We start from the raw sequence: 15,640 nt of genomic DNA, 5'->3' as shown, positions 1-15,640 counted from the left end.
TGCTTAAGCGTAGTTAAAGACTACTCAACACACCATTAAATTATTATATATTCGATATTTAGCATTGACCTGCTTTGATTACAGGTAGTTTTGGAGTGTATTTCTTATCTGTGAGCATATGATGCAAGTTTATAAATGTGGTGTAAGTACTTTTCAATCCGACCTTATTGCTTAGCCAAGTAGGTATTGCCCCATCAAGCAAAGCATATACTTGGTACTCAATATCAAGGCGGCCTTTGTCCTCGCTCAGTAGCCAGCGTGCATTTAAAGTAGTAATTCTTATAACGCCATTATTTTTGGGCTGCTTATTAGGGCGAGCACTAATAAGCAATTGGCTTGTATTTGCAGTTAACTGTGAATAACAAGAATAAGTAATGCTATCTCTATCTCTAATAGGCCAAGGAGAATTAAAATAACTGTACACTAAATTTTCTGATGGGCTTATGTGCTTAATAACCTTTACCTGAGATATATTTTCGAGCCATTGGGGTGCGGCATCGGTATCACTAAGTAATTCTAAAAACTCATTGGTGGATACGCCTTTCACGCTCATCTGCGCTTTTACTTCAAAGGTATTATCACTGTGGCTTTGATAATACACACTTACGCCATTTTTGTTTTTATACAAATGCCATATGGGCTCAGCGTAAGTGTTAAAACTAACTAATAAAAGAATAACGAATAAGCACTTTTGCAACTGAATTTTATTACAAAAGCGCATCATTTATTTTTGCCAGTAAGGTTCTATGTCTAGTGAAGCAAGGCGACTTTGCTCCATGGCACTGACCAAATATTCAGACTTTTGTTCAAGCCATGACTGGATTTTAGCAAGCTGTTCGTCTTCTTGCCCTGCACATAATTGCTTTAAATACTCAAGCGTACTTAATTCATAAATACCATGAGAAATATCAAGCCAAGGCAATCTAAACTCTAGGCGTTCTTCTTTATCAAATAACGATCCTAAACAGTTACCGCTCAGTAGGCTATTTTCAAGCTGAGTTCGCAGGTTTAAATACGAAGCGACATCGAGTGCTTGCTCCTTTGGAAGCAACTCGTGCAGGTTTTTCCAGTCTTTGTTAAAAAGCCTATTGGCAATAGACGATACATTTTGCTCAGCCGCTTGAAGCTCTGCTTGCCCCCAGTCTTTACGCCATTGCTTATCGATTAACCAGGTAGTTAACGACAGTAATAAACGATTATAACGTGCGCTGTGAAACAGTGCATTTATATCGTCAATGCTTGGCTGTAACTCTTTTAAGTCGCCAATGACTTGAGCAAGTGCTGGCGCCGCATTAATTTTTTTATAAAAAGCATGGCGTTTAGACGTGTACGTTTTTAATTGAATCGCGTTTTCTACCCACGCTAACTCACTTAATAACCATTTAAGTTCGGTACGTAAGTGCTCTGTACTTTCTTTAGATACTATATCGTCGTATAGCCAAAAAGTATGGCGGATTAAACTGATGCCGTCAGTTACGCGTTTAAGTGTTTTTAAACTTGGCTTATCGAAATAGCACTGCTCGTGCTTTTGTACAAAGCGAATACCAAAGTTCATGGCTTCAACTAAAGCACGCTCTTGAGTAGTCGACTTTGGTAATTGTACAAAACCAATAGATTTGCTTGGCATTAAAGGTTTTTCATCAGCAAGTCGATAACCACGCGCGGCCTTAGAATACAAACCTAAGCGTATGCAGTTTTGGCTAACTAGTATATCTGCAAATGCAAACAGCTCATTACGACTGCCCTCAACAAGCTCAATTTCTAGCTCGCTAATAATTTCAATTTTACCCGAAGCCGCAATTTCACCTTTATCGAGTACGACTTCAATTTTAGCGCCACTTTCGGTTTCAATTAACCAAGTACGACGAATAAAGTTAGTACTAAATATTGGATACAGGTTTTTTGAGATGGCGCTTATTTGCATGCCATGAGGCCAAATATCAGCATCAAACGCCATTAAATTAGGGCGGCTTGATTCAATTGGTAAATTGTACTCTGGACGTTGGTGTAAACCACCTACCACTTCACCTGCAAGCTTTATAGTTTGCTCGCATTCGCTGTCAGAACAACGCGTTCTAAAGCCTATATCAAGCGCTCTAAGCTCTCTGCTTGGCGTATCGTAGTATGCATTTTGTAAGCTGCGAGACGGTTTATTCTTCACCGTTTTTGCAAATTGAGTAATTAACGAGGGGATCAGTGGAATAACGGCATCTGATACCAAAAATTTCAGTTCTATCTCAGTATCCATTCGGTTTGCGGATTACCTTTAAAATAAATAAGTGCTCAAAATAAACAAAGCGCCTTAACAATGCAAATTTTTTAACCTTATTTTAGGGCCTGATGACCTTTGTGGATTAAATTTCGTTCTATCTAGGAGTAATTTAATCACAGCGTGAGGCTTGTAACCTAGTGGACTCGATAACTACTCCTGCGTTACCGTACCGGGTTACAATATCAGTCTTGCTATTGATCTATTTAATCCATACTATCTAACTACTTATGTGAAATAAAAATCACGTTCATAACGGACGCAGTTAGATCAACAAGGTAGATAAATGCTAAAACATTGTTTATTAGGGCTACTTTTAACAGCCACCACATTCATGAGTTATGCACAAGAAGCACAACCTGCAAATTCAACGAATGCAAACACCGCTTATATTATCGATAATCTATACACTTTTATGCGCTCTGGGGCGAGTAAAAATTATCGACTACTCGGCTCTGTAGATGCTGGAACAAAGTTAACCTTGTTATCAAATGAAGAAAACGGCTTTATAAAAATTAAAGATGATAAAGACCGCGAAGGCTGGATAGAAACTAAGTTTATTACTAAAACAGCTGGTTTACACCAACAGTACAAAACACTAAGTAGCGAAATGAGCACTATGCAAGAAAAGCTACGTCAAGCTCAAATAGAACTTCCACAGCTACAAGAACAAAATCAAACTTTAACAGATCAAAATCTGCAGTTATCTGCTCAAATTACTAAGCTTAAAACAACGCTAGAGCAAGAGCGCACTCAAAAAGAAGCTGCTAGCTCAAAAGAGAAACGCCAGCTACTGACTTACGGTGGTGCTATTGCGTTTTTAGGCCTGTTTTTAGGTATTATATTAACGATAGTGCTGTCACGTCGTAAGCGCTACGAAGGTTGGGCGTAAAGCTCCATCCAACTAAATACAAAAAAGCCGCTTTATAGCGGCTTTTTATTCTCTGTATTTTCATGCAGTTCGAGTTTTGGTGCACTCATACCTTTGAGTAACCGACCAAATATATCAGCGCCGGTAACAATGCGTTTCACGTCGCTCCACACTAATACCACATCGTGATCAATGGCCCCATCAAACGATTTATCTAAAGAATGATTAGCTCGTATTTTTAAAATCACTTCACTCAAACGCATCGCTTCATCAGCAACAATTATAGGTCTGTGACAATAATGATAAGGGTCAAACGTATCTGGCTCAAATAACGCTGATCTTAAAAAACCGTCAGCATCTACCACTAATAAAGGCCAACCGTCTTCATTGGTAATGATCACCCAATTATAACCTGATTTATGTAGTTTGCGTAAAAACTCATTATCAGTTGTTAATGTAAGGTCTGGGAAAATAGGTAAATCAAGCTTAGTAGGCAAAGCAATAATAGAGTCTGGATCAATTACCTCACCCTCTTTGGTTACGCTTATTTCATCTAAGCTAAAAAAGTTAAGCGCGCCTATTCCCTCAACGTGTTGAACATCAGCTTCTTCAGCCTCTATGTGTTTGCGAATAATACCTCTGAGCTCACTTTCAGCAAAGTACGTAATCCCCTCTTTGCCTAACCATGCATCGAGTATTAAAGCCGTTGGCTTAGCAACTATATAAAACAGAATCTGATAAAACTTAATTAACGGCGAAAGTAGGCTTGCCATTTTTAACGCATTACGCGAAAAATAAGCCTGCGGTGTTATTTCACCAATAATAGTAATTGCGATAGTTGAGAATAAAAACGAACTTGCGCCCATTAATACCGAATCTGAAAGTAGTGTAAGTAGTACGTTAATACCTACGTTACCCCACAAAATAGTCGACAATAAAAAGTTAGAGTCGTTTCGAAGGGCCATTACTTTTATGGCCGCCTCGTTCCCTTTTGCACTTTCCATTTCAAGCTGAAGCCTACTTAGTGAAAAAAACGCTAAGTTTAAGCCCGAAAATATTGCCGATTGTGAAATACACAAAGCAATTGCACACCAAATCATGACTTCAAAGGTCATTGTATTTTCCTGTTAGTAATCCCAATTCACTTAATTAAGCGAATTGGTATAAGGCTTATAAAAGCAATAAACTGCCTAAACCTAAAAAGGTAACAAACCCAACAATATCGGTAACGGTAGTTAAAATTACCGAACCAGATAACGCAGGATCAATTTTCATTTTGTCTAAAATAGACGGAATAACAACACCTGCTAGTGACGCGGCCACTAAATTCAATAATATGGCTACCGTAATCGTAATACTAAGCATTAAGTCGTTAAACCATAAAAAGGTTAGTAGGCCTATTACAAACGCCCATACCAAGCCATTTACAGCGCCAACACGCAGCTCTTTTTTAAGCAACGCATTACGGTTTGAATCTGTAACTTGTCCAAGCGCTAAACCTCGCACAATAACGGTTAATGTTTGACTACCTGCAATTCCCCCCATAGAAGCGACCACTGGCATTAATACAGCTAGTGCTACAACTTGTTCTATCGTTGCGCCAAATAAACCGATAAACCACGACGCTAAAAAGGCAGTAGCTAAATTAATACCTAACCAAATGCCACGGTTTTTAGCACTTTTTCGCACACTTGCGAACAGGTCTTCGTCTTCACGTAAACCACCGGCTTTAGCGGCTGCTTCATCAGCAACTTCTTGTCGTAATTCATAAGCAGAGGCAATGGTTAATCGCCCAAGTAATTTGTTATCAGCATTAACCACTGGCAGTGCCATTTTTTCACTGTGGATCACCACCTCTGCCGCTTCATATAAATCATCATCAGCATGGAGCAATGAAAAGTCATGATTTGCCAATGTCATTAAATTATCGGTGTCGCTGGCTTTTATTAAATCATTTACCGCAACCTCACCTATTAAACTACCCTTGCGGCTTACTAAATAAATAACTTCACTGTATTGCGGTAAACCTTTATGTAGCAATTTTTTAGCACCACCGGCTGTTAGCTTCTCCGATACTTTTAAAAAGTCAAAACCTAACCAGTGACCTAATTGCTCTGGCGGGTATTGCTGCGCTAAATCATATTGTTTGGTTTGCGCTTCATCGAGTTGCTTTTTTGCATACTCAACAAATCGCTCTGGTATAACTTCTTCAAGTTCCAGTAGCTCTTCTACATTAACTTCATCAAGAAGTTTAAAAGCCTCAGTGTCTTCTAGCGTTTGTAGCAACCACAAACAACTATCTTCACTTAAATTAACAAAAATTTCGTGTTGCGTGTCTTCATCAAGCAACTGCCAAATTTCAAGTCGTTGTTCTTTTGGTATCGCCTCAAAAAGTAATGACAGGTGCTCTGTTGAAAGCGTTAACTGCGCATCTGCTAATAATTTATTTTTGCGTTCTGTTGTATCGCATTGCAATAAATCATTTATGAGCTGTGGAAGTTGGTCTACCGGATACTCAATCATCTTAAAACCTTAAAATTTAAAAGCGCACATTATTTATAGTCTACTTGAACAATAAAAAATTGCAGAAAAAACGTGAACTTATTAAGCATGCGCAAGCTATTTTTGCGCATTGTATGGGCAAACTAAATGCAGTACTAATATTTATTTTAAAAAATTAAAAAAACAGTAAAAGGAATTATTTTTGAGGGATTAAACAACAAGTAAGCAAACTAAAGGGATTACTTATAATAAAAAAAAATCCCATATTAGCTAGGCTAATATGGGCAAAATCACACAATGAATTAGGTGTTTTTAAATTACGGTTTATGCTTTAAATTAAAGTCTATCAGTAATATTTCGTACTAAGTCAGAATCTACAAATTGAGTAATAAGTGCAGCGCCCCACGCATAGCCTCGCTGTATTGGATAACCTTTAAAAATCCAGCGTTTACGCACGTGATTAAAGCGCTCTAAATAGTCTTGCTTTTTTTGTGGCAGAGGCTGCTCACCCAATTTATTCCATGCTTTATATACGCCTGACATGTCAGATCCTCGCATAAAGCGTTGCAACCAACGTGGAAAACGAGAAAAGCTAATAGTGGACTGAAAATCAATAAAGTAAGGTTTACCGTCTGCGCCACATAAAATATTACCCATATTACGCAAGTCTAAATGCACGATGCCTTTGCGATGCATTTTTGCTACTTGACGCTCAAGCTCACTAAAAAAGTTAACAGGTAGTGTTTTGTCTTCATGAATTAAAGCGCGCAGTGGCGTGCCTTCAATATAGTTATAAGCAACCGCTATCGGCGACAATCTACAAAAGCGGTTAGCAACTGCATCAAGCTCTGCTAAACGGCTCAACCCTTTATACTCTTGATTTACCGACATTCGTGCAAATGTTTTGCGGATAAACCAGGGGCTTTGGCTAAAATCTTTAACGATTAAATCAAATTCATTATCTTTATATCGATACACAATCGCGTTAGCAAAACGTCCCCTATGGACAACACTTAAGTGATGTTGCATAAAAGTATGTTCTGGAAATTGCTGTTGTAATTGTACTAACAAATTATTTTCAATCATAACAAACCTAACAAGATGATAACTTTAATTGCCTAGGCAACTATATTATCAAAGTTAGATTCTGCGCACAATCAGATCAACTAATTAGCACGCTAACTTTCTATTGAAACAGTATCGCTATTTTATTGATAATCTACTTTTGGGGGGAGTCTGGCAGTGAATCAAGATTATTTATAGCTTTGAAAAGTAAGTCGATTATTTGGTTTTTTTCTGGCTCTGAAAAACCACTTAATGCTTGCGCATAGACTTCGTTCACTACAGGCATAATTTCAGGGCAAAGAGCTTTACCTTTTTCACTTAAACACAAAATAGTTGAGCGCTTATCAAGCTCACATTGCGTTTTAATAATGAGTCCTTTTTCTTCAAGTCGGTTTAGTAAGCGGCTCATAGCGCCACGATCATAAACCATATACTCGCAAAGTCCTGCAAGCGTATTAACCGACTCTCTCGCAAGTAGTACAACCACAATATATTGCGCAGAAGTTAAGTCCATAGGAAGTAACTTGGCATCAACATGAATGGCTAATCTCGAACGTAAAAAAGAGACTAAACGCCCCAAATCTTGCTCTGGCGCTAACTCTTCTCGAGTACAACGTTTAATTGATGGCATGTTTTGCATAGTTATTCCACTGTATAAGTATATTTGCATGCTGATAGACCTTAACGCATACAAAAAATTCAATAATTTTTATAAAAAATCGCCTACAAAAATAAAGCCGCTATTAGCGGCTTTTAGTGTAGGGCTTTGAGCTTTGTTAAATCTTAAACTGGCCAACTAAGTGTCCTAAGCTTTCACCACGCCCAGCTAAATGCTGACCTACCGAAGAGGTAGTTTTACTTGAAATAGTTAGCTCATTAACTATTTCTTGAATAGCAAATACATTACGGTTTATTTCTTCTGTAACACTACTTTGCTCCAGCGCCGCTGTCGCAATTTGCGTACTCATATCGTTAATTGATCTAACTGAGCTTGTTACCGCGCCTAAACTTTCTGAAATAGCACGAGAGGATTCAACAGAGCGATTACAACTACTTTGGCTTGCTTGCATTGCTGCAACTGCATCTGATACTAAGTTATGTAGCTCACTCAACATTTCACTAATCTCTAATGTGCTAACTTGAGTACGACTTGCTAGGCTTCTTACTTCATCAGCAACAACTGCAAACCCTCTGCCTTGCTCACCTGCTCGCGCAGCTTCTATTGCAGCATTAAGTGCAAGTAAGTTTGTTTGCTCAGCAATTCCACCAATTACACTTAGTACGCTATTAATCTTTTTAGATTGATCACTGAGTGAATCAACCTGTTCAGCAGCTAAGTTAATTTCGCCCATTAAGTTTGAAACCTCACAGAGTGAAATATCAACACACTCTTGAGCTTTAGCAACTTCTTGCGTTGCCGCTTGAGTTGACTCTGCCACTTGGTTTGTATTTTGAGCCACCTCATGAGAAGTAGCCGACATTTCGGTAATAGCCGTTGCAACAAGGTCTGTTTCATGATTGTGATTAAGTAACTTGTCTTCAATTAATCGTGTTTGTGTATTTATGTCACCAGAAGCTGTTTTTACGTCGTGTGTTACATCAACCACATTAGCAATAATGCCATTTAGCTTACTTACAAACATATTAAATGCTTCGCCAAGTTGACCTATTTCATCATTAGTATCAATGTCTAGACGCTTAGTTAAATCGCCCTCACCTTTTGCAATATCGTCAAGGCTTTGCGCCATGCGCTGTATTGGTTTTACCATTGTGTTTGCGGCAACTAACGCACATATAATTGTTAAAACAACCCAAAATAAAGCAATTAATAATAAGGTCATTACCTTATCATTCATGTGCTCTTGCATTGCTGTTTGGTATTTAAGTAGCTCTGCGTCTATATCATCCATATATGCGCCAGTACCAATCATCCAGTTTGTGCCTGGTATCATTGCTGCATAGCCCATCTTTTCAACTAAGCCTGTGGTATTTGGTTTTTGAAAATGATAGTTAAAAGCGCCACCGCCTTTTCTAGCTTGCTCTAATAAGCCCACTATTATTTTTTTACCGTTAGGGTCAGTCATCCCTATTTTGTTTTGCCCCTCAATAGCATCACCTAGTAATGCATGAAAAACACTAATGCCATTGGTGTCGTATATAAAAAAGTAACCACCTTGACCAAATGTTAAGCCTCTTAAAGCGTTTTTAGCATCTTGCTCAGAGCCATTTGCTAATTGATAGCGAACAATTTTGCTAGCAATTTCAATTTCGGTACTTAGTAACGTTTGCTTGTCACTTATTAACTTAGTTTGAAATGCTTCAAAATTTTGTTGCTGATTTTTATTCTCTAAATAATAAGAACTCAGCATTAAGCTGATCAAAAGTAGCATTAGCGGTAAAATAGCTAGTAACAGCAATTTGTTTTTCAAGCTTAAATTACTCATTTTCTCTCCGGGGTGTATAAATGCATATATAACGACAATTGCCAAAGTTATATTACGACTGTTTACTATGTTTTATTGGGTTTAAAACATAGTAAATAAAAAATTTGGTGGGAGTATACTCATACCATGCTCTGCGTGCTGATATTATAGTCACAAGGGAGGTATTTGAACACTAAAAACACTGCGACCTTTGTATTAATCAATATATTATTTACCACCCTTTTTGTTATATTCAAAATTCTAACGGCTGTATTGATCTAAAATTAATTTGATAGCGTATTGAGCGGCCCAATTGCTTCGTATGTAATGAGTTAAGTCATTAGCCATGTTAATATTGGTTTTAGGTTCATATAAATAATGAATATATAGATATCAAACTTCCATTAACATATAATAGTCCTATATTCCTAATACCAAACAACTAGATAAAAATTGGAACACATCACTTTGAGTCACAGTTATAATCAAATAAAAATGAATTATTAATGAAGTATATTTTATACCTTGCACTTTTAGTGTCGGCTCACGCATTCGCAACGCCTGTAAATAATAGTATCGCTTTTTACTACTCAGCGCCGATGCCATTAGCCGAAATGACCTTTTATTCTCGCGTTGTAGTTCAGCCTGACCTTGTGACTGAGCACGAACTCAATTGGTTTAAAAAACGAAACATTGCTGTTTACGCTTATTTAAGTGTGGGTGAGTCGTTTATTGAAAGTGAGTCTTCACTCGCAGTTAACCCTAACTGGAATAGTCACATTGCCGATTTAACATCTAAGCATTGGCAACAACGTGTGCAAAATAACGCAGCTACTTTAAAAGCACGGGGCTTCAGTGGCTTGTTTTTAGATACCCTAGACAGCTATCAGCTTTTAGATGACAAGCATAGTAAATCAGATCAACAAAATGGCTTAGTCGCAATTATAAAGAGTCTGTCTGACACGTTTAATAAACACCTTATCCTCAACCGAGGCTTTGAGTTACTACCTAGACTTACTGGTTTAGCCAGTGATTTAGTGGCTGAAGGTTTATATAGCCATTACAACCCAATCAATAATAGCTACAAATTAACCACCGAGAACGATCAAGCTTGGCTAAGTGCACAATTAAAAACGGCACAAAAGCTTGGTTTTAAAGTACAAGTTATTGATTATGCACAGCCTGACAACCGTCTTGCTATGGCGCAAAAAATAAAACAGGCAGGTTTTATTCCCTGGGTAACTGATGGGCACTTACAAACATGGGGTACATCAACTATATCACCAGTACCAAGACGCATCCTCATTCCGTACAACAGTAACGTAAAGCCACTCATTTACACTACCGTACATTTAAAACTAGCGACCATGATTGAGTATTTGGGATATATACCTGACTACATAGATATGGCAAAGCGCGACTTACCTTTGGTTGATCCTAGCTTGCATGCAGGTATTATCTCGTGGACCACAAGCGATACGTTTTACACACCAACACTAAACAATTGGCTTGAAGCTAATTTAGGTGTTGTACCAGAACTCATTTTAGGCGAGTTACCACAATCAACTAAATTATTATTAAGCTTAGGTATTGAGTCGTTAAACACATTACCTGAAGGTCCATATAAACAAGATAGCTTTGCACCTTGGCTCAAAGGGGAGTCAACAACACCTCCCCCTATTGTTAAACCATACTTACTTAAATTAGCAACTGATGCGACTCCTCTAATAACAATAAAGTCTGCTAATAATATAAGTATTTTACAAGCGGCTAAAACTAAATATGGTGCAGTCGTGGCCGCTCCTTGGTTAATCGACACATTTCCGATGGAAGGCAGCAAATGGGTTATTGATCCGCGTACATTGCTTACTCAAGCAATGGGGTTACCACCTATATTAGTGCCAGATACAACCACCGAAAGCGGCAGGCGAATGCTTACTTTGCATATCGATGGAGATGGATTTACAAGTATTGCCCACTACGCAGGTAAGCCTTATTCAGCAGAAGTAATTCGAGATGAAATAATTAAACACTACAAACTACCGTTAACGTCATCAGTGATCCAAGCTGATATTGAAGAAGGCGGTATTCATTCTAAACAAAGTGCCAAACTCGAAGGCATTGCGCGTAGTATTTTTAACCTGCCTTACGTAGAAGTTGCTTCACACACTTATAGTCATCCCTATTTTTGGACAGCACTATCTGGGCGAAAAAAAATAGATGAAGACGACACAGATTACGGTTTTCATCTAGACGTGCCTGGCTACAACACAATTAGCCTTAAAAAAGAAATTACCGACTCGATAAAGTACATTAATGACAAGCTCGCACCTAAAAATAAAAAAACAGTAATGATGCTATGGTCAGGGGACGCAACACCTGGCCCAAAAGCACTTGAACTTGCTCGTGACGCTGGTGTGTTAAATGTCAATGGCGGTAATACTGATGTAAATGCTGATAACCCAAGCCTTTCTCACATCTCCCCTATCGGTCGCCCTGAAAGAGATTTGCTGTATCAAATTTACGCCCCCATATTAAATGAAAATGTTTACACAAACTTATGGCATGGCCCTTATTACGGCTTTAGACGCTTAACCGAAACATTCGAAATAACAGAAAAGCCATATAGGTTAAAACCTTACACTATTTATTATCACTTTTATTCAGGTGAAGTTCTTGCGGGCTTAGACGCTCTTAAACACAACATTGATTATGTTTTAGCAAGGCCAAATACACCGGTGCATTTAAGCCACTATGCAAAAGTAGCAAAAGATTTTTACTTTTCTGCACTTGCTAAAAACAGTAATAATGAATGGTTATTTAGCTCAAAGTACATTCGTACTCTGCGCATACCTAGCGATTTTGATGTGCCAAACATAGCTCAAAGTGAAGGAGTATCTGGTGTAACTGAAAAAGGTGACTACATACATATTATAAATAACATAGCTCGCCTTAGCTTTGATCATAGCCAAAATAGTGAAAAACCTTATTTAGCATCTGCAAATGTTGTTATTGATAACTGGCAAGTTAACGGACCGGTTAGTTTTAAAGCATGGGTGCCCGCTTCACTTGATTTAATTAATGCACGTTCTTGCGAATTTGTATCTAATTTGGGTGAGCGCTTCAAAGGTATTAATCGGGGTAAAATAACACATTTTAAAATACCTACAGGTGACTTTTATGGTTACCTTAACTGCAACGGATCTGCTCTATAATGAATACTAAAAAGCGCCCTCAGTTAATTTCTATAAAAACAATATTAGCGATACTAGCTGTAAGTTGTTTTGCACTTTATGCGTTATTTCCCCATACCTTATTTTTTGAAGATGATGCACTTTCACAAGATTATACCTTTGAGAAATCTTACCTTAATGCAGCGCTCAATACAGAGCCCGACAACGAAAAGCTTCGCGCTAAATTGGTTGAGCTACATATAGGGCTTAGTGAGTATTCACAAGCCACTAACGAGCTTGAAAAGCTACCTAGAGGCGAGCGCAAAGCAACACTTGAAATAAAGTTGCTTTACTCATTATGGCTAGCAAGTGGTGCTAAAGTTGACGACCGCTTTGAAGAGCTATCATTAAAAATAGGAGCTCATAAAAATTGGAACGAACAAATACTGACAATTGCAAAAGCCGTTGGGTTAAACGCAAAAGTTGCTCAGTATTATCAAAAAAATAAACAGCCACTCCTTGCAGCCGATTACTGGTTAAGCGCAGGGGAACCTGACAAAGCATTCGCTATTTATAAAACAAATATAAATGCTGACATTGCAGCTAAAGCGATTGAAACTGCACTTGGCGCAAATAATCCGATTCAAGCTTATGCATGGTGGAGCACCTACGGTGACAAAGCCGATGTTAAACGCACCCTTTATTTAGCAAACTTGGCTGGCAACACAGAAGATGCAGCTCAAGCTATTGAAAGCTTATTAAAGACCTATCCAAATAACAGCGAGTACTTAACACAAGCAATGCACCTGCGTTTAGCAAATGCAAATGCAAAAGGGGCTGAGCAATTACTTGCAAAGCTATTACTACAAAGCCCAGATGACAAAGAGCTACATTTATTAAATTGGAAGATAAAGCGCTGGCAAAACAAGCCTAAAGAGGCACTCCGAGAGTTTAAATGGCTAATGTCTAACAAAGCCGTAACCGCTGCGATGCTTACCGATAGTATTAACGATGCCACCGCTTTATATTTATACCAAGATGCTAATGATATATACGAATATAAAGCCCAAAATAGAAATCTAAAAGGAAATGGCTTTGCTAATTGGATGCAAGCTAACGAATTTATTGGTAACACAAAGCAAGAGTTAAATAATATTGAACGCTTTGAGCAAATAAATGGTAAAAGTGCGTTATCACAATATTGGAAAGCAAAAGTACTTCACGATACTGGTAATTTAAAAGCATTAAGAGCTTTGTGGCCTACATATAAAGGGCCTAAAAATGAAGAAGATTTACTTTGGATTGCCCGCGCATTTTGGCTAGAAGATGACTTTTCTACAGCTCTGCAAGTACTAAAAAACAAACATGAAAGTTCTGACGATGAGTTTTGGAGTGCCAATGTAGACATGGCAATGCGAGTCCAAGACAAAGCTCATGAGCTATATGCATTAGAGCAGTTACAACAAATAAGCCCTTTAAGCGTAGGCGACATGCTGCACTACCAACAATTGCGCTTTGAAGGTAGGCCTCAGGAGCTTCTTGATTATTTATGGAAAAGTGAGTCGCAAACTGACCGTCAATTGATTCAAATTGCATTATTAAGCACACAAGTAAATGATGCTAAATCAGTTGCACGTATTCATGCTGAACTTGATAAACAACGATATAATAAAGCTCTCTATCCTGCTTGGTTAATTCTTTCTAATTGGTATCAAAACCAAAGTGATTTAAATTCAGCTTATACAACTTTAAACCGCGCTGCTAAATTAAGCGAATATGACTCTGATGTTGTGCTTGCACAAGGTTGGTTAGCGCTGCAAATGCATGACACTGTAATGATTGGCCGCATTTTAACGCGCTATTCTCAAAGCGACACTTCCCATGCGTGGACGCAGCTCTTAGCTAGCCTATCTATTCACGAAAAGTCATATAACAGTGCCTACTTTTATTTGCGTAAATTGGCCATTGCAGATCCAAGTGACTTAACAACACTGGTTAACTTAGCCGATGTAATGAAACAACTTGGATATTATGCAAATGCTGCTGAACTTAATCACTATTTACTGCAACACTTACCTAAAGATAAATATGCATACAGAGGCTTAATGTTTCGCTGGGCGGGCGCGATGGCTGTTCCTCATTTAATGCAATTAAACACAATGGAAGAACTTGCCCCCGACACTATTGGTGAGCCCCAAACAAACTGGTGGTTAGCACGCCGAGCTGCACAAAAATTAGAGCCATGGCAAAAACTACAACTTTATATGACCAACGGCGAATTTAATAAAGCGAAACAGCTTATAGCTGAAGGTTCACTAAGCAAACTAGATGAGCTAAACGCCCTACTCTATTTAAAACAACCCTATGCCACCATGCAACGTTGGTACGAAGAACTCACTGGCGAGGCAAATGAATCGCAATTGAGTTTACTCAGAAATGCACGCGCATCCTATTTTAGAGCGCTTGAAATAAACCTATCGCCAGAGGCTGGTTTAAACAGTAGCCAGTACGATGTAAACGTTTATTTTCCTTATGCTAATGGGCAATGGAAATTAAGTTTAAGTAATCAGCAAAACCTTGATAACAACGGATTACTGTTTGCGATAGAAGATAAAATGACATTTGGTCGTTGGTATTTTGATGCAAAAATAGATTCGCACCAAGGCAGCTTAGTTAGCCGCCAAGGTCTTAGCATAGACTCTCGTTATCAATGGGATTCACGAACACAGGTAGGTTTAAAGCTTGAATATAATGTTGAAAACCGCCAATCAGAAGCACTACTTAGCTATGCTCAGCTAGATAAAGCCACGGCCTATGTTAATTACAATATTGATGGTAGACAAAACGTACAGCTATCAGCAGCAGCGATGTCTTTTTCTCGAAGAAGCGATGGCAGCTCACTAATAAACGGCCAAGAATATAATGCTCGTTACCAATACAGCATTTTAAAAGACCGCCCAATTTGGAACGCTTATTTTAGTGCGCAATGGCAAGACTTTGAACGTGTTAATGCATTAATAAATACAGATTCAAGCAGAAGACCGCTAAGAGTTGACCTTCAACCATTTAGACGTTTTGCACTAGGGACCTCATTTGCTTCAACTGGTTCATTAGAACCTCCTTATTTAGGCGCAAGCCCTTCGTGGTTATTTGATATAAGTACTGGCTATCAAACACTTAACGATACAGTAGATGTATCAGTTTCAAGTGGCGCAGGTTGGTCTGTACTGGGCGATGATTTATTTAAATTACAGCTGGGTTACCAAAGTAGTAATAAAGTGGGTAACTCAGATACACAATTACAATTAGGTTATTACGTACATTTTTAATGTTAGGA

The 15,640-nt window shown here is 38.3% G+C and carries 10 protein-coding genes; 3 read left to right on the top strand and 7 right to left on the bottom strand.

Features of this window, described 5'->3' with window-relative positions; all coding sequences use genetic code 11:
* Positions 1-58: 58 nt before the first annotated feature.
* Together H5087_RS00490 and H5087_RS00485 are read right to left on the bottom strand one after the other, a co-directional pair.
* Positions 59-724: an START domain-containing protein gene (locus tag H5087_RS00490; RefSeq protein WP_182670811.1), complete on the bottom strand. Its 666-nt coding sequence runs from the start codon at positions 722-724 to the stop codon at positions 59-61.
* The gene (locus tag H5087_RS00485) at positions 725-2,248 is read right to left on the bottom strand and encodes a CYTH and CHAD domain-containing protein (RefSeq protein WP_182670810.1); all 1,524 of its coding nucleotides are present in this window, start codon (positions 2,246-2,248) and stop codon (positions 725-727) included.
* A gap of 307 nt (positions 2,249-2,555) precedes the next feature.
* On the opposite strand from H5087_RS00485, the gene H5087_RS00480 reads away from it, so the two are divergent.
* Positions 2,556-3,161, top strand: coding sequence for a TIGR04211 family SH3 domain-containing protein (locus H5087_RS00480; RefSeq protein WP_002958928.1), 606 nt, complete (start codon positions 2,556-2,558; stop codon positions 3,159-3,161).
* A gap of 32 nt (positions 3,162-3,193) precedes the next feature.
* On the opposite strand, the gene H5087_RS00475 is transcribed toward H5087_RS00480, so the two are convergent.
* From H5087_RS00475 to H5087_RS00455, 5 genes are all read right to left on the bottom strand, one after another.
* Positions 3,194-4,255 carry a DUF21 domain-containing protein gene (locus H5087_RS00475; protein ID WP_182670809.1) on the bottom strand — a complete coding sequence of 354 codons (1,062 nt, stop codon included), beginning with the start codon at positions 4,253-4,255 and terminating at the stop codon, positions 3,194-3,196.
* A 55-nt stretch (positions 4,256-4,310) separates the two neighbouring features.
* Entirely contained in the window at positions 4,311-5,663 is a 1,353-nt protein-coding gene (locus H5087_RS00470; RefSeq protein ID WP_101164203.1) for a magnesium transporter, read from the bottom strand.
* A gap of 315 nt (positions 5,664-5,978) precedes the next feature.
* Complete coding sequence (locus tag H5087_RS00465; protein ID WP_182670808.1) at positions 5,979-6,728, bottom strand: RIO1 family regulatory kinase/ATPase; 750 nt, start codon at positions 6,726-6,728, stop codon at positions 5,979-5,981.
* A gap of 133 nt (positions 6,729-6,861) precedes the next feature.
* Positions 6,862-7,377 (bottom strand): MarR family winged helix-turn-helix transcriptional regulator, encoded by a 516-nt coding sequence (locus tag H5087_RS00460; RefSeq protein WP_231388420.1) that lies wholly within the window; start codon positions 7,375-7,377, stop codon positions 6,862-6,864.
* A 106-nt stretch (positions 7,378-7,483) separates the two neighbouring features.
* Positions 7,484-9,151, bottom strand: coding sequence for a methyl-accepting chemotaxis protein (locus tag H5087_RS00455; protein ID WP_182670807.1), 1,668 nt, complete (start codon positions 9,149-9,151; stop codon positions 7,484-7,486).
* A 485-nt stretch (positions 9,152-9,636) separates the two neighbouring features.
* On the opposite strand from H5087_RS00455, the gene H5087_RS00450 reads away from it, so the two are divergent.
* Together H5087_RS00450 and H5087_RS00445 are read left to right on the top strand one after the other, a co-directional pair.
* Complete coding sequence (locus H5087_RS00450; RefSeq protein WP_182670806.1) at positions 9,637-12,345, top strand: endo alpha-1,4 polygalactosaminidase; 2,709 nt, start codon at positions 9,637-9,639, stop codon at positions 12,343-12,345.
* Positions 12,345-15,632 carry a tetratricopeptide repeat protein gene (locus tag H5087_RS00445; protein WP_182670805.1) on the top strand — a complete coding sequence of 1,096 codons (3,288 nt, stop codon included), beginning with the start codon at positions 12,345-12,347 and terminating at the stop codon, positions 15,630-15,632. The genes H5087_RS00450 and H5087_RS00445 overlap by 1 nt, the downstream gene beginning before the upstream one ends.
* The last annotated feature ends 8 nt before the right edge of the window (positions 15,633-15,640 follow it).

This window comes from Pseudoalteromonas sp. SR43-7 (assembly GCF_014163785.1).
Taxonomy (GTDB): domain Bacteria; phylum Pseudomonadota; class Gammaproteobacteria; order Enterobacterales; family Alteromonadaceae; genus Pseudoalteromonas; species Pseudoalteromonas distincta.
The sequence above is the reverse complement of the archived record's forward strand: the minus strand, read 5'-3'. Positions and strand labels throughout refer to the sequence as shown.

What these genes read in the sequence shown, in the direction of transcription:
- H5087_RS00480 (WP_002958928.1), top strand. Translation starts at nt 2,556, where the DNA reads ATGCTAAAACATTGTTTATTAGGGCTACTTTTAACAGCCACCACATTC.
- H5087_RS00465 (WP_182670808.1), bottom strand. Translation starts at nt 6,728, where the DNA reads ATGATTGAAAATAATTTGTTAGTACAATTACAACAGCAATTTCCAGAA.
- H5087_RS00450 (WP_182670806.1), top strand. Translation starts at nt 9,637, where the DNA reads ATGAAGTATATTTTATACCTTGCACTTTTAGTGTCGGCTCACGCATTC.
- H5087_RS00460 (WP_231388420.1), bottom strand. Translation starts at nt 7,377, where the DNA reads ATGCAAATATACTTATACAGTGGAATAACTATGCAAAACATGCCATCA.
- H5087_RS00445 (WP_182670805.1), top strand. Translation starts at nt 12,345, where the DNA reads ATGAATACTAAAAAGCGCCCTCAGTTAATTTCTATAAAAACAATATTA.
- H5087_RS00490 (WP_182670811.1), bottom strand. Translation starts at nt 724, where the DNA reads ATGATGCGCTTTTGTAATAAAATTCAGTTGCAAAAGTGCTTATTCGTT.
- H5087_RS00455 (WP_182670807.1), bottom strand. Translation starts at nt 9,151, where the DNA reads ATGAGTAATTTAAGCTTGAAAAACAAATTGCTGTTACTAGCTATTTTA.
- H5087_RS00470 (WP_101164203.1), bottom strand. Translation starts at nt 5,663, where the DNA reads ATGATTGAGTATCCGGTAGACCAACTTCCACAGCTCATAAATGATTTA.
- H5087_RS00475 (WP_182670809.1), bottom strand. Translation starts at nt 4,255, where the DNA reads ATGACCTTTGAAGTCATGATTTGGTGTGCAATTGCTTTGTGTATTTCA.
- H5087_RS00485 (WP_182670810.1), bottom strand. Translation starts at nt 2,248, where the DNA reads ATGGATACTGAGATAGAACTGAAATTTTTGGTATCAGATGCCGTTATT.